General features: G+C 71.8%; 19 protein-coding genes. 2 read left to right on the top strand and 17 right to left on the bottom strand.

Annotated elements, in window-relative coordinates; translation table 11 throughout:
• Positions 1-78: 78 nt before the first annotated feature.
• Complete coding sequence (gene groES, locus AC068D_RS16500; protein WP_015035628.1) at positions 79-387, bottom strand: co-chaperone GroES; 309 nt, start codon at positions 385-387, stop codon at positions 79-81.
• Between the two features lie 450 nt (positions 388-837).
• Positions 838-1,770, bottom strand: a complete 933-nt coding sequence (locus AC068D_RS16505; protein ID WP_478823728.1) for a polysaccharide deacetylase family protein — start codon at positions 1,768-1,770, stop codon at positions 838-840.
• A 90-nt stretch (positions 1,771-1,860) separates the two neighbouring features.
• On the opposite strand from AC068D_RS16505, the gene AC068D_RS16510 reads away from it, so the two are divergent.
• Positions 1,861-3,069: a class I SAM-dependent methyltransferase gene (locus AC068D_RS16510; protein ID WP_478823729.1), complete on the top strand. Its 1,209-nt coding sequence runs from the start codon at positions 1,861-1,863 to the stop codon at positions 3,067-3,069.
• Between the two features lie 565 nt (positions 3,070-3,634).
• Here AC068D_RS16510 and AC068D_RS16515 read toward each other — a convergent pair.
• The 8 genes from AC068D_RS16515 to tsaB form a co-directional block, all read right to left on the bottom strand.
• Positions 3,635-4,294, bottom strand: coding sequence for a hypothetical protein (locus AC068D_RS16515; protein ID WP_478823730.1), 660 nt, complete (start codon positions 4,292-4,294; stop codon positions 3,635-3,637).
• A gap of 10 nt (positions 4,295-4,304) precedes the next feature.
• Complete coding sequence (locus AC068D_RS16520) at positions 4,305-5,609, bottom strand: RNA polymerase sigma factor (RefSeq protein WP_478823731.1); 1,305 nt, start codon at positions 5,607-5,609, stop codon at positions 4,305-4,307.
• 37 nt (positions 5,610-5,646) lie between these two features.
• Positions 5,647-6,003 (bottom strand): YciI family protein, encoded by a 357-nt coding sequence (locus AC068D_RS16525; protein ID WP_478823732.1) that lies wholly within the window; start codon positions 6,001-6,003, stop codon positions 5,647-5,649.
• Between the two features lie 93 nt (positions 6,004-6,096).
• Positions 6,097-6,945 carry a polysaccharide deacetylase family protein gene (locus AC068D_RS16530; RefSeq protein WP_478823733.1) on the bottom strand — a complete coding sequence of 283 codons (849 nt, stop codon included), beginning with the start codon at positions 6,943-6,945 and terminating at the stop codon, positions 6,097-6,099.
• A gap of 448 nt (positions 6,946-7,393) precedes the next feature.
• The gene (locus AC068D_RS16535; RefSeq protein WP_478823734.1) at positions 7,394-7,663 is read right to left on the bottom strand and encodes a hypothetical protein; all 270 of its coding nucleotides are present in this window, start codon (positions 7,661-7,663) and stop codon (positions 7,394-7,396) included.
• Positions 7,660-8,763, bottom strand: coding sequence for a tRNA (adenosine(37)-N6)-threonylcarbamoyltransferase complex transferase subunit TsaD (tsaD, locus tag AC068D_RS16540; RefSeq protein ID WP_478823735.1), 1,104 nt, complete (start codon positions 8,761-8,763; stop codon positions 7,660-7,662). Before tsaD ends, AC068D_RS16535 begins: the two co-directional genes overlap by 4 nt.
• Positions 8,756-9,292, bottom strand: a complete 537-nt coding sequence (gene rimI, locus AC068D_RS16545; RefSeq protein WP_478823736.1) for a ribosomal protein S18-alanine N-acetyltransferase — start codon at positions 9,290-9,292, stop codon at positions 8,756-8,758. Before rimI ends, tsaD begins: the two co-directional genes overlap by 8 nt.
• 50 nt (positions 9,293-9,342) lie before the next feature.
• Complete coding sequence (gene tsaB, locus AC068D_RS16550; protein ID WP_478823737.1) at positions 9,343-9,996, bottom strand: tRNA (adenosine(37)-N6)-threonylcarbamoyltransferase complex dimerization subunit type 1 TsaB; 654 nt, start codon at positions 9,994-9,996, stop codon at positions 9,343-9,345.
• 101 nt (positions 9,997-10,097) lie between these two features.
• Here tsaB and AC068D_RS16555 point away from each other — a divergent pair, with 101 nt between their 5' ends.
• Positions 10,098-10,658 carry a L,D-transpeptidase gene (locus AC068D_RS16555; protein ID WP_478823738.1) on the top strand — a complete coding sequence of 187 codons (561 nt, stop codon included), beginning with the start codon at positions 10,098-10,100 and terminating at the stop codon, positions 10,656-10,658.
• A gap of 124 nt (positions 10,659-10,782) precedes the next feature.
• On the opposite strand, the gene AC068D_RS16560 is transcribed toward AC068D_RS16555, so the two are convergent.
• From AC068D_RS16560 to glmS, 7 genes are all read right to left on the bottom strand, one after another.
• Positions 10,783-10,980, bottom strand: coding sequence for a hypothetical protein (locus tag AC068D_RS16560; RefSeq protein WP_478823739.1), 198 nt, complete (start codon positions 10,978-10,980; stop codon positions 10,783-10,785).
• Positions 10,981-11,139: 159 nt separating this feature from the next.
• On the bottom strand, positions 11,140-11,652 hold the full coding sequence (tsaE, locus tag AC068D_RS16565) for a tRNA (adenosine(37)-N6)-threonylcarbamoyltransferase complex ATPase subunit type 1 TsaE (RefSeq protein WP_478823740.1): 513 nt from the start codon (positions 11,650-11,652) through the stop codon (positions 11,140-11,142).
• On the bottom strand, positions 11,624-12,853 hold the full coding sequence (locus AC068D_RS16570; RefSeq protein ID WP_478823741.1) for an alpha/beta fold hydrolase: 1,230 nt from the start codon (positions 12,851-12,853) through the stop codon (positions 11,624-11,626). The genes tsaE and AC068D_RS16570 overlap by 29 nt, the downstream gene beginning before the upstream one ends.
• Positions 12,854-12,892: 39 nt before the next feature.
• Complete coding sequence (alr, locus tag AC068D_RS16575) at positions 12,893-14,044, bottom strand: alanine racemase (RefSeq protein WP_478823742.1); 1,152 nt, start codon at positions 14,042-14,044, stop codon at positions 12,893-12,895.
• A 326-nt stretch (positions 14,045-14,370) separates the two neighbouring features.
• Positions 14,371-15,804, bottom strand: a complete 1,434-nt coding sequence (locus AC068D_RS16580) for an NAD(P)H-hydrate dehydratase (protein ID WP_478823743.1) — start codon at positions 15,802-15,804, stop codon at positions 14,371-14,373.
• A 155-nt stretch (positions 15,805-15,959) separates the two neighbouring features.
• Positions 15,960-16,328 carry a holo-ACP synthase gene (locus AC068D_RS16585; RefSeq protein WP_478823744.1) on the bottom strand — a complete coding sequence of 123 codons (369 nt, stop codon included), beginning with the start codon at positions 16,326-16,328 and terminating at the stop codon, positions 15,960-15,962.
• A complete protein-coding gene (glmS, locus tag AC068D_RS16590; protein ID WP_478823745.1) occupies positions 16,325-18,172 on the bottom strand; it encodes a glutamine--fructose-6-phosphate transaminase (isomerizing) in 1,848 nt (615 codons plus the stop codon). Before glmS ends, AC068D_RS16585 begins: the two co-directional genes overlap by 4 nt.
• Between the last annotated feature and the right edge of the window lie 159 nt (positions 18,173-18,331).

The raw sequence follows: 18,331 nt of genomic DNA on the forward strand, positions 1-18,331 counted from the left end.
GCGGGGGCCAGGGGCGCAGCTCAAGCAAATCTGCCTGGTACGGAGTCTTCCGGGAATCGCTCCCCGGTTACCCCCGACCTACTTCTCGACGATCGCGAGCACGTCGCGGGCCGAGAGGACGAGGTACTCCTCGCCGTTGTACTTCACCTCGGTGCCGCCGTACTTGCTGTAGAGCACGACATCGCCGGTCTTGACGTCGAGCGGCAGGCGCTCGCCGTTCTCGAAGCGACCCGGGCCCACGGCCAGGACGACGCCCTCCTGGGGCTTCTCCTTGGCAGTGTCCGGAATGACCAGGCCAGAGGCCGTGGTCTGCTCGGCGTCGAGCGGCTGGACCACAATGCGGTCCTCGAGCGGCTTGATGGCAACCTTGGAGCTGGTGGTCGTCACGATCCGACCTCCCCCTTCGGAGATCTCACGGGGTTTACTGTCTGAGGTGGCGACCAGGTCGATCCGTCGTCGCGGGTGCCGGACCTGCCCGTCGCTGTGTTGGCACTCTCCGGTGGGGAGTGCCAGACCCGAGACTATGACTGCGATTAGCACTCGGTCAAGCGGAGTGCCAATCCGCCCGGTGTGGCGGTTCGATCTCGATCCGGACAACGACCGAACACCGAAGCGTGTTCCGCGCATGCGCACGAAGGGCCGGACCCGACGGACGGTCCCGGCCGGGACGGAACGCTGCACAGACGCGCACGGACGGGCAACATGGCGCGCGGACGGGCAACACGGCGCCGCGGGCGGGTGCAGGGGCGCCGCGGGCGGGTGCAGGACGCCCCCCCGACGGCGGCGAAGGGTGCACCGGCCCTCGATCACCCCGGGGCACGGGCCGGCGCGGGCGTCTCACACGTAGTCCTCCAGCCGGGCCACGGCATACCCCCTGCCCGTGACGACCTTCATGACGTTGCGGATCATGTCGGCCATGCTGCCCTTCCACTGCTCCTCGCCGCGGAAGTGAGTGAGGATGATGTCCCCCGGATGCAGATCCCGGTCCCACTCACGCCACTCCATGTGATCCGGGAACGCCTCCGCGGCCCAGAGCGGTACGGCCTTCACCCCGCACGACTTCGCGGCCCTGAGCGTGTCCCTGTCGTAGTTGCCGTACGGCGGGCGGAAGAGCGGCGGGCGCTTCCCGAACCGCTTCTCCATCCTCGACTGCTGCCCGCAGATCTCCTTCTTCTGCTGCCGGTACGAAAGCGCGGGCAGATAGCGGTGGTTGAGGGTGTGGTTCTGCAGCGCGACACCCCGGTCCTGCATCTCCTCGAAGTAGTGGTAGTCGTCACGCACGAGGTAGTCGCTGAGGAAGGCGGTGTACGGGATGCCCAGGTCGCTCATCATCTCCAGCAGCTCGGGATCCTTCTCTGCCCCGTCGTCGATCGTCAGGAAGACGATCTTCTCCTTCGTCGGCACCCTGGTGAAGACGGGGGGCAGGCCGTCGCCGTCGTGGACCTCGAAGCCCTTGCGGAAGGTGATCCTCGGCTTCCTGGCCGGCGGCGGGGGCGCGGTCAGCGGGGTCCTCCTGAGCCCCCAGCGCCTGGCGGCCGCGACCCGTGCGGCATGCGTCTTCTTCGTACGTTCCACGTAGGCGCCGAGCGCACCCGCGGGACCGGCGGGCTTCTGCTGGCCGTGCGCGGGCCTGGGGTGCCGCGCACCCCCGGTACCGGGCGACTCGGCCACACAGCCCGACACGATCGCGGCGACGAGCAGGGCGGTCAGCAGCAGGGGCCGACTACGCCCCCTTCTTCGCATTTTTTCCTTTTGTCGCACTGTCTGCATGGCGCCGCATCCTGTCAGCGCCACTCCCCCACAGGGCTCCGACACCGCCGCCCGGCGCGCACGGTCCCCCGCCTGGCCGACAATGGCCGGGTGAACGATCACGTCCTCTTCCCGCTCCTCGCACCTCTGCTCACCGCCGAGGGGCAGGCCCTGCTCGCCGCACTCCGCGACCACGACCCGGCGCAGGAGCTGGCCCTCGCGACCCGGCTGCGCCGCGAGCACCCGGCCGAGCTGGTCTCGGCAGCGCTCACCCAGGCGCGGCTGCGGCAGCGGGCAGTGGCCAAGTTCGGGGCGGAGGACGCTTTCCGGATGTACTTCACGCCGCACGGGATCGAGCAGGCCACACGGGCGTCGGTCGCCGCCTACCGGGCCCGGCGCTTCCGGGACCTCGGCCCGGCCGGGGTCACCGATCTGTGCTGCGGCATCGGCGGCGATGCGATCGCGTTCGCACGCGAGGGCTTCACCGTGCAGGCCGTCGACCGGGACCCGCTGACCGCCGAGACCGCTCTGCTCAATGTGCACACGGTGGTGGAGGGCACCCCGCTGATGACGGTCACCTGCGTGGACGTCATGGACCACGACCTGTCGGGCAGCGAGTCCCTCTTCATCGATCCGGCGAGGCGTGGCGGCCGCGGCCGCATCTTCGACCCCGAGGCGTACTCGCCGCCGCTGTCCTGGGCGATCGAGAAGGTCCGCCAGGTCGGCACCGGCGCGATCAAGATCGCGCCGGGGGTCCCGCACGAGTTGGTCCCGGACGACTTCGAGGCCGAGTGGATCTCGGACGGTGGCGATGTGAAGGAGGCAGTGCTCTGGCACGACGGCGGGAATCCGTCCGCGAGCCCCGTCACCCCCGGCGCCCGGCGCGCCACCCTCCTCCCGTCCGGCGCGACACTGACGGGCCGCGGCCTGCCCGACCCCCGGGTCCGCAAGGTCGGCCGGTTCCTCTACGAGCCCGACGGAGCCGTCATCCGCGCCCATCTCGTCGCCGAGGTCGCCGAGGAGCTGGAGGGGGGTCTGATCGACGAGACGATCGCGTACATCACGGCGGACGAGCTGCGTCCGACGCCCTACGCCACGGCCTACGAGATCACCGACGAACTGCCCTTCCACCTCAAGAGGCTGAAAGCGCTGCTGCGCGAGCGCGAGGTCGGCATCCTGACGGTGAAGAAGCGCGGCTCGGCCGTCGAACCGGAGGAACTCCGCCGCAGGGTGAAGCCCAGCGGCCCGAACGCGGCGACGGTGTTCCTGACCCGGGTGGCGGGCGCCCCGACGATGCTGATCGGCCGGCCGGCCGTCTAGTGCTGTGACCGGATGGGTTCACCGGCTCGCGACGCCCTGCAAGGCGCTCCCCCTGGCTTCGCCGGGAGGTGCCCCCTCGCTGCGTTGTCGAATCTCCCGAGTACATCCGGTACGAGGGCGATACTCCGCCGGCCTCCGGCCGGTGGGGGTACCCCCGGGCGGAGCCAGGAGGAGCACCCCCACCGGCCTTGCGATACGTCCCCTCGGCCCCAAGGGGCCGGGGGAGACCCCATGCCCTCGGCCCCAAGGGGCCGGGGGAGACCCCATGCCTGCGGCCCCAAGGGGCCGGGGAGACCCCATGCACCGGACGCCGCGAGCTTCCCGGCGAACCCATCCGGTCACTGCACGAGAAGTCTCCCGAGAACCCGGCCTGTTGGAGTGGTGTCCGGTGTGGAGGGGCCCCCGGGAGCGGCAACATCCGCTCCGGCCCGCAGGTCGGAGCAACCCGGGATAGGTGTCGTCCCCGGCCCGAAGACGCCGGGGCTTTCGCACGGGACGATCGGTGAGCCCGGGGGCTTCGGGTGCACTGCCGCGTGGGCGGTGGGCCCGCCGTGCCCGGGGCCGGTCAGTCCTCCTGGCTGCCGGCGGGGTTCTTCGCGGGTGCCTCTGCGGTGGTGAGCCGCACCGCCCAGCGGTAGTGGGCCACTGCCTTGGCCATGCCGATCAGGCCCATCACCCAGAGGATGACGCCGACGCCCATGAAGTACGCCACGTCGCCGTAGGTCCAGCTGCCCGGGCGGGCTGTCGCCGGGGCGGCGAAAGAGATCCACAGGCCGGACGCGCTCAGCAGGAACGACACCAGCAGCCAGCTCAGGCTGGGCCCCGGCCAGCGGAACCGGGCATCACCGGCCGGGTCACGGTCCAGCACGGCCCACTGGACGACGAGTTCGCGGACCTTTCGGTCGCGGTGGAGTCCGGAGGTGACGAGAACGACGGCAGGGACGAGCACGCACAGACCGATCACCCCACTGATCCCCAGAGCCACCGCGGACATCGCATCCACGCGTGGACCCATGGAGACGAGTGCCGTCCCCACGATGCCCCAGCCCAGCTGCAGCAGCATCACCATGAGCAGGAACATCAGCAGCCCCGGCACACCGACGAGCCGCTTGGTGAGGTCCGCCAGTACGGCCGCCCGGTCGGAGAGGAGGGCATCGCGGTCGGGCCAGGTGCGTACGGCCTCGGGCGGCGGGGGCGGAGGAAGCGGGCGCTTGCGGGCGGACATGCACACGAGGCTAGCGACCGGTCGATGGCCGCTGGACCCCGGGAGTTCGAGCACCCGGTGCCGACGCCCTCGCCAGCAGCAGCTCACGCTCCCGCGCATTGCGGGTCAGGGAGGCGGCCCGCTCGAACTCCACCCGCGCCTGAGCCGTACGCCCGAGGCGGGAGAGCAGGTCCCCGCGCACGCTCGGGAGCAAGTGGTAGTCCTTGAGGGCCGGTTCGGCCGCGAGGAGGTCCACGATCGCGAGGCCCGCTTCCGGGCCTTCGGCCATCGAGACGGCGACCGCGCGGTTCAACTCGACGACGGGGGAAGGAGCGACGGCCGCGAGCCGGGCGTACAGGGCGGCGATGGTCGCCCAGTCGGTGTCCTCGTAGGTCACGGCCTGGGCGTGGCACGCCGCGATCGCTGCCTGGAGGGCGTACGGGCCGGGCGGGCGGCCCAACGCGTTCGCCCGGCCGAGGGCGGCGAAGCCTCGGCGGATCAGCAACTGGTCCCAGCGGCGGCGGTTCTGGTCGGCGAGGAGCACGGGCTCGCCGTCGGGACCGGTGCGGGCGGCCGTGCGGGAGGCCTGGAGCTCCAGCAGCGCGGCGAGACCGTGTGCCTCGGGCTCCTTCGGCACGAGGCCGGTGAGGACGCGGGCGAGGCGCAGGGCGTCCTCGCACAGGGCCGGGCGCAGCCAGTGGTCGCCGGCGGTGGCCGCGTATCCCTCGTTGAAGACGAGGTAGATAACCTCGAGCACCGAGGCGAGGCGTACGGCGCGTTCGTCGCCGTACGGCACCTCGAAGGGCACGCTCGCCTTCGCCAGCGTCCGCTTGGCACGCACGATGCGCTGCGCGACCGTCGGCTCGGGCACGAGAAATGCCCGGGCGATCTCATCCGTCGTCAGGCCGCCGAGCAGCCTCAGCGTGAGCGCGATGCGCGCCTCGGCGGAGAGCACCGGATGGCAGGCGGTGAAGACGAGCCGGAGCAGGTCGTCGTCGATGTCGTCGGGGCCGGAGGCGAGGTCGGCCGGGTCGGGTTGGTACGCCGCTGCGGCCGCCTCCAGGTCGCGGCCCATCCCGGTGAGCTTGCGTGCGTAGGTCTCGCGGCGGCGCACGAGGTCGATCGCGCGGTGCTTGGCGGTGGCCATGAGCCAGGCTCCCGGGTTGTCCGGGACACCCGACTCCGGCCACTGCTCCAGCGCGGCGACCAGCGCGTCCTGCGCGAGTTCCTCCGCCACACCGAGGTCCCTGACGATCCGGGTCACGGCGGCGATGATCCGTGCGGACTCGATCCGGAACACGGTCTCGATGGTCTCGTCCGCTTTTCGTGCCCTCACGGACACCCATCAGAGCACTCGCAGGGCGCTGCGGCAATCAGCCTTCGACGATCTCCCGGACCTCGGAGGTGATGGTCCAGTGCGGCTCGTGGATCTGCAGGAATCGCTTCGTCCACTCCAGCGCCTCGGCCTCGTCCTTGGCCTGGATGAGCGCGTAGCCGCCGATGACCTCCTTGGACTCGGTGAACGGCCCGTCGGTGACGGTGATCTTTCCGCCGGACCAGGTGACGCGCTTGCCCTGGGAGGTCGGGGTGAGTCCCGCGGTGTCGAGCAGGACACCCGCCTTGGTCATCTCCTCGATGAGGTTTCCCATCCGCTCCATGAGCTCCTGGCTGGGGCCCTCGGCGGGAACCTCGGACTCATTGATGCGGACCATGGTCATGTAGCGCGGCATGGTGTCTCCTCGTGCGGGCGGCGGGGCCTTTCCCCACCTCTCACCCTCTACGTCGAACGGGATCGGCGTCGATCGACACGGCGGCCGGAATTTCTACATGTAGTCCTCGAGGCGCGCGACGGTGAAGCCCTGCTCCTGTATGCGGCGCAGCATGTTCGCCGTCATCTCGGTCATCGTCGTGCCCTTGAGGTCGGACGGCCCGCGGAAGTGGGCCAGGATGATGTCGCCGGGGTGCAGCTTCCGGTCGGCTCGCTGGTACTGCATGTTGGTGATCTGCATGGACTCGCGCCAGAGCACGATCGCCTCGACACCGCAGGACCTGGCGGCGGCGCGGGTGTCCTCGTTCCAGTTGCCGAAGGGTGGGCGGAGCAGCCGCGGCATGGTGCCGTAACGATTCTTCAGCCTGTCCTGCTGGCCGCAGATCTCCTGCTTCTGGGCTGCGGCGCCCAGGGTGCGGAGGTTCGGATGGGTCAGCGTGTGGTTGTGCACCCCATTGCCGAGCTTCTGGAGCCGCCGGAAGTAGCCGTAGTCCGAGTTGATCACGGAGTCCGTCAGGAACATCGTGAACGGGATCTTCAGCTCCTGCATCATCGCCACGAACTCGGGGTCCTTCTCGGCCCCGTCGTCGACGGTGATGAAGACGACCTTGTCCTTGACCGGGATGTCACTGATGACGGGCACCTCGCCCCCCGGACGCAGCTTCACCGGCTTGGTCGTCGGCGGTGCGGGCGGCGCCGCCAGCGGCTCGAGGCCCCATTTGCGGTACGCGGCCTCCGAGGCGGCCTTCGCGTCGCCTCCGCCGTGGGGCAGCTGCGCACGAGGTACGGAGGCGGAGGGGGCGGCGGGTCGGGAGGACGCGGGGGCCTCCGTGGTACAGCCCGATGCGAGCCCTGCCATGAGAAGGGCACAGGCCAGCGCCCCGCCCCTGATTCGCTTGCCCACCCGTGTCCCCCGTGTCCGTCTCCGACGCCCAGCCGTTCCTTCCTGCTTGATGACGAACAGGCGTCCGGGGTTCCCTCTCCCGCAGGGGTGCCGGGCGCCGTCCCACGACCAGGACGGTCACCGGGGAGGCCACCGTCAGGAGCAGCGCCGCGACTCCGAAGGGCGGTCCTCCGCCCCGGCAGCCGGCACCGCTCCTCGCCGTACCGCGCCATGGGCGCGCGGGGGCGAGCAGGGAGCCCGCCGCGATGCTGCGCGGGAACGGCAGGAAGGCGAGCCCGGCCGCAGTGCCGGTCCGGGTCGATCTCACGGATCGGGGTGCACCGGGGACGGGCAGATCATCGACTCCGCGAGGCGGTCGCGGCCGGGCTGCCGCCCAGGAAGGCCCTCGCGGGCCGCTGGTCGGGCAGTGCCGATGCCCACGACATCGCCGAGCAGCCCGATGCGGTCGTCACCGGTCCTCTGTCCCGAGGGACTCGAAGCGCCAGCGGTGCACCGGACGCGTGATGAGATCCGCGTCCGGCTCGGGCAGTTCGGGCAGTGAGGCGCCGGCGCCCGGGGCCTCCCACCAGGTCAGCACCAGCACCCGCTCGCCGGGAGCCCGGAACGTCTCACGCCGCAGCGGGACCGCGGCGAGGGGCTGCGCCCTGGCCCACTCCAGCAGCTGCGCGCCCCGGCCGTCGGCCGCCCGCGCCTCCCACATCAGCGTGACGACCGTCATGAGTAGAGATTGTCCTTGCTGATCTCGTGCACATGATCGTGGTCGTGGTTGTGCTGCTGTCCCGGGACATGCGGATCCGTCACCGGCAGCGAGGAGTCCGCCGAGAGTTCCCAGTCCGACGCCGGCCGGTTCCGCGCCACCATCTCGGCGCCGAGCGCAGCCACCATCGCCCCGTTGTCCGTGCACAGCTTCGGCCGCGGCACACGGAGCCTGATCCCGGCCCGCTCGCAGCGCTCCTCCGCCAGCGCCCGCAGACGGGAGTTCGCCGCGACACCGCCGCCGATCATCAGATGGTCGACGCCCTCGTCCTTGCAGGCCCGGACGGCCTTCCTGGTCAGGACGTCCACGACGGCTTCCTGGAAGGACGCCGCCACATCCCGTACGGGCACCTCCTCGCCCGCGTTCCGCTTGGCCTCGATCCAGCGGGCGACGGCGGTCTTCAGCCCGGAGAAGGAGAAGTCGTACGCGGGGTCGCGCGGACCGCTCAGGCCGCGCGGGAACGCAATCGCCGTGGGGTCGCCCTCCTTCGCCAGCCGGTCGATGACCGGGCCGCCGGGGAAGCCCAGATTGAGCACGCGTGCGATCTTGTCGAAGGCCTCGCCCGCGGCGTCGTCGATCGTCGCGCCCATCGGCCGCACGTCGCTGGTGATGTCGGGCGCGAGCAGCAGCGAGGAGTGGCCGCCCGACACCAGCAGCGCCATCGTGGGCTCCGGCAGCGGGCCGTGCTCCAGCTGGTCCACGCAGATGTGCGAGGCCAGGTGGTTCACCCCGTACAGCGGCTTGCCCAGCGCGTACGCGTACGCCTTGGCCGCCGACACGCCCACCAGCAGCGCGCCCGCGAGGCCGGGGCCGGCCGTCACCGCGATCCCGTCCAGGTCCTTCGCCGAGACCCCGGCATCCTGCAGGGCGCGCTCGATGGTCGGCACCATGGCCTCCAGATGCGCACGCGAGGCGACCTCCGGCACGACACCGCCGAAGCGCGCGTGCTCGTCGACGCTGGAGGCGATGGCATCGGCGAGCAGTGTGGTGCCGCGGACGATGCCGACACCCGTCTCGTCGCAGGACGTCTCGATGCCGAGCACGAGGGGTTCGTCAGCCATGGTTATCGGTTCCTTGTACTTCTGCGTCGTGTACGTGCAGGCGCATGACGAGGGCGTCGGCATTGCCCGGCTGGTAGTAGCCGCGGCGGAACCCGATGGGTTCGAAGCCGAATCGCTCGTACAGCTTCTGCGCGCGGGTGTTGTCGACACGCACTTCGAGGAGCACCTCGTCGCATTCGAATGCGGTGGCGTGCTGGAGCAGATCGGTGAGGAGCCGGGCGCCGAGTCCCGTGCCCCACTGGTCGCGTGCGACGGCGATGGTCTGGACGTCGCCGAGCCCGCCCGCCGCCGCGAGGCCCGCGTAGCCGACGATCCTGCCCGACCGGCCGTCGGCGGAGCCGCTGGTGCGAGCGTCGGCGCGGGTCTCCGCGACGACATAGCGGCGGGTGGCCCGCGGGCCGCGCGCGTGCGCGAGCTCGGACCAGAACATCCCCGGTGACCAGGCGTCCTCGGGGAACAGCTCGTGCTCCAGCTTCAGCACCGGTTCGATGTCCCACCAGCGCATCTCGCGCAGGACGGCTTCCGTCATCGCGGTCACCGTGTCTTCCTCTTTCGGATGTCCGGCCGCGTGCGCGGGGCTCACGACGGCGTGACCACCTTGTAGTTCTTGGGCACCTGGGCATCCGGCCGGCGCATGTAGAGCGGCTGCGGAGGCAGCAGCTCCGCACCCGCGGTCAGCCTCTCGGCGGCGAGCGAGGCCAGCGCGGCGGCCGACTGGTGCTCGGGGCCGCGGGCGTCCGGGAAGGCCTCGGGGTAGAGCAGCGCTCCCGCGCCCACCACCGGCAGCCCGGCGACCTCCGCGGCGATCTCGGCGGGCCGGTCGACGGCGGGCTCCCCGACCCGGGTCCGGAAGCCGTCGTACCGCGCCCAGTAGACCTCCTTGCGGCGGGCGTCCGTCGCCACCACGAACGGCCCGTCGAAGCCGGACGCGTACGCGAGGCCGTCGAGCGTGCACAGGCCGTGGACCGGGACGCCGAGCGCCGAGCCGAAGGCCGCGGCCGTCACCAGACCGACGCGCAGCCCGGTGTACGGGCCCGGGCCGACACCGACCACCAGATCCGTGACGGCATCGAGTTTCAGACCCGCGTCCCCGAGGACGCGGTCGACGGCGGGCAGCAGCAGCTCCCCATGCCGGCGCGCGTCGGTCGAGGTGGCCTCGGCCACGACGGATTCACCGTCGTGGAGGGCGACGGTGACGGCAGGGGTGGCGGTATCAACGGCGAGCAAGAGCACGCAAACAGCCTACGGCCACGGCGGCGGGGCACGGCGTCCCGTACCGCCCGGCCCCTGCTGCTACCGTCACCCAGGTACGTGCGTCCGAAAGGGGAGCAAGCGTGGCAAGGAGCAGCTCGGGAATGGTGGCCGGGCTCACCACGGCAGCACTCGTCGTGGTCGCCTTCCTCGCCTACCAGGCTTCGGCGAACGTTCCCGAGAACCTGAAGGGGCCGGCCACGGCCGAGTCCCCCGCCGCCCGGCCCTCCGCAGGCGCCACCGACCGGACGCGCAAGGACCCGCTCACCGTGCCTGCGGCCTCCGGCAAGGGCATGCGGGTCGTCTACTCGCTGTCCGAGCGTCGGGTGTGGCTGGTGGACAAGGGGGGCCGCTCCGCACGAACCTTCCAGGTCATGCCGAGCACCGTCAGCCCGCGGCCCGGCTCCTATGCCGTGACCTCGCGGAGCGGCAGCATCCGCGGCTCGGACGGGGCGCAGATCGAGCACGTCGTGCGGTTCGCGACCGTCGACGACGTGAACATCGGGTTCAGCGCGGCTGTGGACGGGACGATGCAGTCCCCGGCTCCCGGCCGGAAGACCGGCGGTGTGCGGATGTCACGCGCGGACGGGGACGCGATGTGGACGTTCGCGACGATCGGCTCCAAGGTCGTCGTCGTCCCTTAGCGGGACCGTTCGTGCGCCGCGCGAACGCACGGCGTGAGCCGGAGGCCGCGCGCAGGGGCGCTCCCGGGGGCCGTCCGTGCGGGGCGCCACCCGGACCTCCGTCGCCCCATTTCACCCGAACGGGCTACGCGGCGTCGCGCCGTTCCTCCGGCTCCCCGGTGACGGAGGGCAGCTCGGACTGCGCATCGCGCACCCGTGGTGGAGTGGAGACCGCGCTGGCGGCAGCGCAGGAAGCCAGCAGATCGCGCATCGAGAAGGCGGACGGTGACGGTGACTTCGGTCGCGGACGCGGCTGCGTCGCTTCGTGCTCGGACGCCGACATGGATGCCTCCTGCTGCTCCGGGGGCAGGCTGGTTAGGTAGACCTAACTTGGTGTCGTCATCCATGTGACCACGCCTGGAGCAACGGACGCAACATTTTGCCGACGCCTTGTCGGAACATACACAAATGGACGGGCCGGACGGACCCGGTCAGCGGGCCGTCAGGCGGTCAGCCCGGCCAGACCGGCATCGGCCCAGCGGGCACCGACACCGGTCAGCGTGACCGTGCGGCGCTCGTCGTCCGTGTTGCCGACGACCCGGTGGATCACCACATGCAGGCGGTTGTCGGACAGTTCCTCGACCTTGCCGTCGCCCCACTCCACAACCACCACGGATTCGGGCAGCGAGACATCGAGGTCGAGGTCCTCCATCTCGTCCAGCCCGCCGCCCAGCCGGTACGCGTCCACATGGACCAGCGCGGGCCCGCCGACCAGTGAGGGATGCACCCGGGCGATGACGAAGGTCGGGGATGTGACGGCACCGCGCACGCCCAGACCCTCGCCGAGCCCGCGCGTCAGTGTCGTCTTGCCCGCGCCCAGCTCACCGCTGAGCATGACCAGATCGCCGGGCCTCAGCAGCTTCGAGAGGCGGCGGCCCAGCTCCTGCATCTGTTCCGGGGACGTGAGCGTGAGGCGGGCGGCCGTGTCAGCCGCCGGGCTGTGCGGTGCTTCCATACGTGCCAACGTTAGCCGCTGCCGGGACCGCCCCGACCCGGGCCAGCAGGTCCGCCAGCCGGTCCGTGACCACCAGAGGATGCTCCAGCATCACCAGATGGCCGGCATCCGGCACGATCACCAGCTCCGAGTCGGGCAGCAGATCCGCGATCGCCTCGCTATGCGTACTGGGCGTGACCAGATCCCTGTCCCCGGCCAGCACCAGCACCGGGACCTCCTGGAAGACCTCCAGGGCCGCCGCCTTGTCGTGCTCGGCGAACGCCGGATAGAACTCGGCGACCACATCGATCGGGGTGCCCTCGATCATCCGCTCGGCGAACCGGGCCACCGCGGGATCCACGTCCTTCGAACTGAACGAGTACCGCTTGATCAGTCCCGCGAACAGGTCGGCCGTTGCCCTGCGGCCCCGCTCGACCAGTTCGGCCTGCGAGCCCAGGGCTTTGAGCACGCCCGGCAGCACACGCCGCACCACATTCACGCCCGCCACCGGCAGCCCGTAGTTCACCTCACCGAGCCTGCCCGCCGACGTCCCGACGAAGGCCACGCCGACGACACGCTCACGGATGAGCTCGGGGAACGCGTCGGCCAGGGCCATGAGCGTCATGCCGCCCATCGAATGGCCGACGAGCACCAGCGGGCCCTCGGGCGCGGCCGCGTCGATGACCGCCTTCAGATCTCGACCGAGCTGGTCGATCGAGACCGGTACGCCGTCCGGCCCCGACTGGGCCGCTCCGCGGCCCGAGCGGCCGTGGCTGCGCTGGTCCCAGTGGACGGTGCGGATCAGACCGCGCAGCGCGGCCCGCTGGAAGTGCCAGGAGTCCTGGCTGAGGCAGTAGCCGTGGCTGAAGACGACGGTGACCGGCGCGGGCGACTTCCGCCCGAAGAGCCGCCGTCTGCGCGGCCCCGCGCCGCCCGCCTCGGGGTCGACCTCATCGATCTCGTAGTAGAGCGCCGTGCCGTCGTCGGACGTCGCCCGGCCCGGAGTACCACGCAGCGATCCGTAGGGGCCTGAAGCGTCCAGAGCGAGCCGGGCCTTGCGCCGCATGCCGCGGCCCACGGTCATCCGCTCTATCGCGACGCCCGCCGCCGCACCGGCGGCGATCACCCCTATGGCGGCACCGGCGAAGCCCGCCCGGCGCCAGTTGCCCGTGGCGGCGTCGGTCACTGCCGCCGCCACGTCCCCCGCGCTGCTCTCGCTCACCGTGCCCGCTCCTAGTGGTCTCGTTACCGCCGGGATTCGTTAACGCTCGTCGACATGGACGCGTGGGACGCGTTTGCCGATCCGGGTGACGATCTCGTAGGCGATCGTGCCCGCCGCCACGGCCCAGTCCTCCGCGGTCGGCTCGCCCTGGTCCCCCGGTCCGAACAGCACCGCCTCGGCACCCTCCTGGACCGTGCGGCCACCGTCCGGACCGAGATCCACCACGAACTGGTCCATGGCGACCCGTCCGGCCACGCGCCGCCACTCACCGCCGAGCAGCACCGGGCCACGGCCCGAGGCATGGCGGGGGATGCCGTCCGCGTATCCGACGGGGATCAGGCCCAGGGTGGTCTCGTGGTCCGTGACGTAGTGATGCCCGTAACTGACCCCATGCCCCTCGGGCACCTGCTTGACCAGCACAACGGACGCCTTGAGCGTCATCACCGGCCGCAGGCCGAAGTCGCCGGGAGCGCCCAGCGCGGGGCTCGGGGAGATGCCGTACATCGCGATGCCCGTGCGCACCAGGTCGAAATGCGTGTCCGGAAGGGTCAGCGTGGCCGGGGAGTTGGCGATGTGACGGACCTCGGGCTCGATGCCCTCCTTCTCGGCGTACGCCACCAGATCCTTGAAGACGGCCAGTTGGGCGTCGACGGAAGGATGGCCCGGCTCGTCGGCGCAGGCGAAGTGCGACCACAGACCGGTGACCTTGACGGTCCCGGCCTCCTCCGCGGCGCGGGCCTCGGCGACCAGAGCGGCCCAGTCGGCCGGCTGGCAGCCGTTGCGGCCGAGGCCGGTGTCCGCCTTGAGCTGGACACGGGCCGGGCGACCGGCCTCCTCGGCCGCGCGGACGACTTCACGCAGCGCCCACATGCCGCTGACACCCATGTCGAGGTCCGCCTCGATGCCCTCGCGCCAGGGGCCACCGGGCGTCCACAGCCAGCACATCAGCCGGCTCCCTATGCCGGCGGCCCGCAGGGCCAGCGCCTCGTCGGGCGTTGCCGTGCCGAGCCAGGTCGCTCCCGCCTCCAGCGCCGCCTTCGCACAGGGCACCATTCCGTGTCCGTACGCATCGGCCTTCACCACGGCCATGACGGCGGCACGGGGCGCCCGCGCGCGCAGTGCGCGGACGTTGGCGCGCAGCGCTGCGAGATCGATCTCGGCGCGGGCTCGGAAGGGTGCGTTCTGAGTCATCGCGGCCAGTCTCTCAGAGGCCCCCGGCATAGTTCGTACGGCAACGACCACGAGTGGTCCTGGTCACCCGCGTGACGCGTCGGGGCGGCCGTGGAGTCGTCGGAAGAGGACCACCGGACGTACGCGCGACCCGGATACGGGCACGATCGCGCGGCCGCGCCGGCCGGAGCCTCGCTCCCGACCGTCCCGGTTCACGTGGGGCGGCCCACCGTGCAGGCGCCGGGGGGGGCGGGGCCGGGCCGGGGGCCGCCCGGCGTCCCGGAATGCCCCCGGTTCCGCGCACCCGGCACGGGCAGGTGCGCCGTACGGCCGCCGGAGGGGCGTGATCAGGGGGTTGTCGTGTCGCGCCACGCGCGCGGGACCGCCGTGGCCACGTCGTGGGCCGAGACCGGGGCGTCGCGGGAGGCGATACGCGCCGCGAGCCCGTGCAGATAGGCGGCCACGGAGGCGGCGTCGAACGGTGCGAGGCCCGCCGCGAGGAGGGACCCCGCGAGCCCGGACAGCACATCGCCGCTGCCGGCGGTGGCGAGCCAGGACGTGCCGGTCGGGTTCACCCGGACCGGGCGGCGCGGGTCCGGATCGGCGACGAGGGTCGTCGAGCCCTTCAACAGCACCGTCGCCCCGTACTTCGCGGCCAGCGCCCGCACGGAGGCGAGCCGGGCCCCTTCGACCTCCTCGCGCGACACACCGAGCAGCGCGGCGGCCTCCCCCGCGTGGGGGGTGAGCAGTGTCGGCGCGGTACGCGACCCGATCGCGGACGGGTCGAGAGCGCGCAGCCCGTCCGCGTCGACCAGCACCGGCACATCGGACTCCAGCACCTCGTCCACGCCGGGCCCGTCGCCGAGCCCAGGCCCGACGACCCACGCCTGGACCCGGCCCGCCTTGGAGGGGGGCCAGCCATGGACCAGGGTCTCCGGGAAGCGGGCGATGACAGCGTCCGCGCCCGGCCCCACGTACCGCACGGCCCCTGCCCCACCACGCAGGGCCCCGGCCACCGCCAGCACCGCGGCACCGGGATAGCGGGCGGAGCCGGCCACGACCCCCACGACACCGCGCCGGTACTTGTCGCTCTCCACGGCGGGGACCGGCAACAGCTGGGCCACGTCCACGTGTTGCAGCGCCTCCAGCTCCGGAACGGACGGCAGATGCGGCTCGAGGCCGATGTCGACGAGCCGCACGGCACCCGCGTACTCCCGCGCCGGGTCGATCAGCAGGCCCGGCTTGTACGCACCGAACGTGACCGTCGCATCGGCCCGCACGGCTTCCCCCACGACCTGCCCGGTGTCCGCCTCGGTCCCGCTCGGCAGGTCGACGGCCAGGACCACCGCACCGGAACCGTGCGCGGCGCGGGCGACCGGCACCGCGTCGGGACGCAGCCCGCCGTGCCCTCCGATGCCCGTGATGCCGTCCAGCACCAGGTCCGCCACGGCCAGAACCTCGTAGGGGTCGTCGGCGACCCGCCCTCCGGCCCGCTCCAGGGCCGCCAGTCCGGCGCGGTGCACCCGGGCGGGCGCGAGCAGCACCGCATTCACCCCGGCGCCACGCCTCGCGAGTCGGGCCCCCGCGTAGAGCGCGTCGCCCCCGTTGTCACCACTCCCGACGAGCAGCACGACCCTGGACCCGTACACCCGCCCGAGCAGCCCTGCGGCTGCTGCGGCGAGCCCGGCGGCGGCCCGCTGCATGAGCGCACCCTCCGGCAGACGGGCCATCAACTCGGCCTCGGCGGCCCGTACGGTCTCCACGCTGTACGCCTGACGCATGCCCAGAAGCATGCCGTGTCCTGCCGTCCCGGGCCACGTCGCCGTGCCGGGCCCGCCGCCCGGCACCGGCCGGGAGGCGGCCGCGTGCATGGCGCCGCCCGGCGCGGGCCCGCTCCGTACCGCACGAGGCACCGCCCCCGCCGTGGGCGGAGGGCCTACCCCTCCGCGATCACGACCGCGGACGCGACACCGGCGTCATGGCTCAACGAGACGTGCCACGACCTCACTCCTCGCGCGGCCGCCGCGTCGGCCACCGTTCCCCGGACCCGCAGCCGCGGCTGTCCCGACTCCTCGACGTACACCTCGCAGTCCGTCCAGAGCAGTCCCGGCGGCGCGCCGAGCGCCTTGGCGACGGCCTCCTTCGCCGCGAACCGCACCGCGAGCGACGCGGTCCCGCGTCGCTCCCCGCTCGGCAGGAGCAGCTCGCTGTCGAGGAAGAGCCGGTCCGCCAGCGCCGGGGTGCGGCTCAGCGCATCTCCGAAGCGGTCGATCTCGGCGACGTCGATCCCCACACCGATGATCATTCGACGGTGACCGATTTCGCCAGATTCCGCGGCTGGTCGACCTCGTTGCCCCGGGCGGTCGCCAGCTCGCAGGCGAACACCTGCAACGGCACGGTCGCCACGAGCGGCTGCAGCAACGCGGGCGTCGCCGGGATGCGGATCAGATGGTCCGCGTACGGCACCACCGTCTCGTCCCCCTCCTCCGCGATCACGATCGTCCGCGCTCCCCGCGCCCGGATCTCCTGGATGTTCGACACGATCTTGTCGTGCAGTACGGACCGGCTGCGCGGCGACGGCACGACCACCACCACCGGAAGATCGTCCTCGATCAGCGCGATCGGCCCGTGCTTGAGCTCCCCCGCTGCGAAGCCCTCGGCGTGCATGTACGCCAGTTCCTTGAGCTTGAGGGCGCCTTCCAGGGCCACCGGGTAGCCCACGTGCCGTCCCAGGAACAGGACCGTGTTCTTGTCGGCGAGCGACCGCGCGAGTTCCCGCACCGGCTCCATGGTCTCCAGGACCTGCTCGACCTCGCGGGCGATCTGGGACAGGTCACGGACGACGGCCCGGATCTCGTCACCCCACTTCGTGCCCCGTACCTGTCCCAGGTACAGCGCCACCAGATAGCACGCCACCAGCTGCGTCAGAAAAGCCTTGGTCGACGCGACGGCGACCTCCGGCCCGGCATGCGTGTACAGCACCGCGTCCGATTCACGGGGAATCGTCGACCCGTTGGTGTTGCAGATGGCCAGGACCTTCGCCCCCTGCTCGCGCGCGTGCCGCAGCGCCATCAGCGTGTCCATGGTCTCGCCGGACTGCGAGATCGCGACGACGAGCGTCCGCTGGTCGAGGATGGGATCCCGGTAGCGGAACTCGCTCGCCAGCTCCACCTCGCACGGAATGCGCGTCCAGTGCTCGATGGCGTACTTGGCGATGAGGCCGGCGTGGAACGCCGTACCGCACGCCACGATCACGACTTTGTGCGCCTCCCGGAGCACCGCGCCGGGAATCCGCACCTCGTCCAGCGTGAGCGACCCGTTCGCGTCGATCCGCCCCAGCAGGGTGTCGGCGACGGCCTTCGGCTGCTCGGCGATCTCCTTGAGCATGAAGTAGTCGTAGCCGCCCTTCTCGGCGGCGGAGACGTCCCAGTCCACGTGGTACGCGCGCACCTCGGCCGGCGCACCCTCGAAGTCCGTGACCGTCACTCCGTCGCGCCGCAGCTCGACGACCTGGTCCTGCCCGAGCTCGATCGCCGACCGCGTGTAGGCGATGAAGGCCGCCACATCGGATGCGAGGAACGCCTCGCCGTCCCCGACGCCGACGACGAGCGGCGAGTTGCGACGGGCACCGACCACGACGTCCGGCTCGTCCGCGTGCACCGCGACGAGGGTGAACGCGCCCTCCAGCCGACGGCACACCAGCCGCATGGCCTCCGCAAGCTCTCCGCACGACGAGAACTCCTCGGCGAGCAGATGGGCGACGACCTCCGTGTCGGTCTCGGACACGAGATCGTGCCCGCGGCCGGCGAGTTCCGCCCGCAGCGCCGCGAAGTTCTCGATGATGCCGTTGTGGACGACGGCGACCCGGCCGGCGTTGTCGATGTGCGGGTGGGCATTGGCGTCCGTGGGGCCTCCGTGGGTGGCCCATCGGGTGTGGCCGATGCCCGTCGACCCGCTCGGGAGGGGCCGGTCGACGAGCTCCTTCTCCAGATTGAGAAGCTTGCCCGCCTTCTTGGCCGCGGCCAGGCCGCCGTCGGCGAGGACGGCCACTCCCGCCGAGTCGTAGCCCCGGTATTCGAGCCTCTTGAGTCCGGCGATGACGACATCGAGCGCGGACTGCGCTCCCACGTAACCCACGATTCCGCACATGTCCGCAGCCTACGGCGTGCACCGCGCCACGGCCCGGACCCGGTCGGGCCTTCACGGACCGGGGAGGAGCCCGGCGGGCGGACCGGGCGGGCCGACGAGGAAGCCTCCGGGAAACCGTCCCGCCACTGTGACGTATGCCACCGGACATTCCCGGACCGG

This window comes from Streptomyces sp. NPDC043861 (genome assembly GCF_056435905.1).

What these genes read in the sequence shown, in the direction of transcription:
- AC068D_RS16505 (WP_478823728.1), bottom strand. Translation starts at nt 1,770, where the DNA reads ATGCAGACAGTGCGACAAAAGGAAAAAATGCGAAGAAGGGGGCGTAGT.
- AC068D_RS16515 (WP_478823730.1), bottom strand. Translation starts at nt 4,294, where the DNA reads ATGTCCGCCCGCAAGCGCCCGCTTCCTCCGCCCCCGCCGCCCGAGGCC.
- AC068D_RS16525 (WP_478823732.1), bottom strand. Translation starts at nt 6,003, where the DNA reads ATGCCGCGCTACATGACCATGGTCCGCATCAATGAGTCCGAGGTTCCC.
- AC068D_RS16535 (WP_478823734.1), bottom strand. Translation starts at nt 7,663, where the DNA reads ATGACGGTCGTCACGCTGATGTGGGAGGCGCGGGCGGCCGACGGCCGG.
- tsaD (WP_478823735.1), bottom strand. Translation starts at nt 8,763, where the DNA reads ATGGCTGACGAACCCCTCGTGCTCGGCATCGAGACGTCCTGCGACGAG.
- rimI (WP_478823736.1), bottom strand. Translation starts at nt 9,292, where the DNA reads ATGACGGAAGCCGTCCTGCGCGAGATGCGCTGGTGGGACATCGAACCG.
- AC068D_RS16560 (WP_478823739.1), bottom strand. Translation starts at nt 10,980, where the DNA reads ATGTCGGCGTCCGAGCACGAAGCGACGCAGCCGCGTCCGCGACCGAAG.
- tsaE (WP_478823740.1), bottom strand. Translation starts at nt 11,652, where the DNA reads ATGGAAGCACCGCACAGCCCGGCGGCTGACACGGCCGCCCGCCTCACG.
- alr (WP_478823742.1), bottom strand. Translation starts at nt 14,044, where the DNA reads ATGACTCAGAACGCACCCTTCCGAGCCCGCGCCGAGATCGATCTCGCA.
- AC068D_RS16580 (WP_478823743.1), bottom strand. Translation starts at nt 15,804, where the DNA reads ATGCGTCAGGCGTACAGCGTGGAGACCGTACGGGCCGCCGAGGCCGAG.
- AC068D_RS16585 (WP_478823744.1), bottom strand. Translation starts at nt 16,328, where the DNA reads ATGATCATCGGTGTGGGGATCGACGTCGCCGAGATCGACCGCTTCGGA.
- glmS (WP_478823745.1), bottom strand. Translation starts at nt 18,172, where the DNA reads ATGTGCGGAATCGTGGGTTACGTGGGAGCGCAGTCCGCGCTCGATGTC.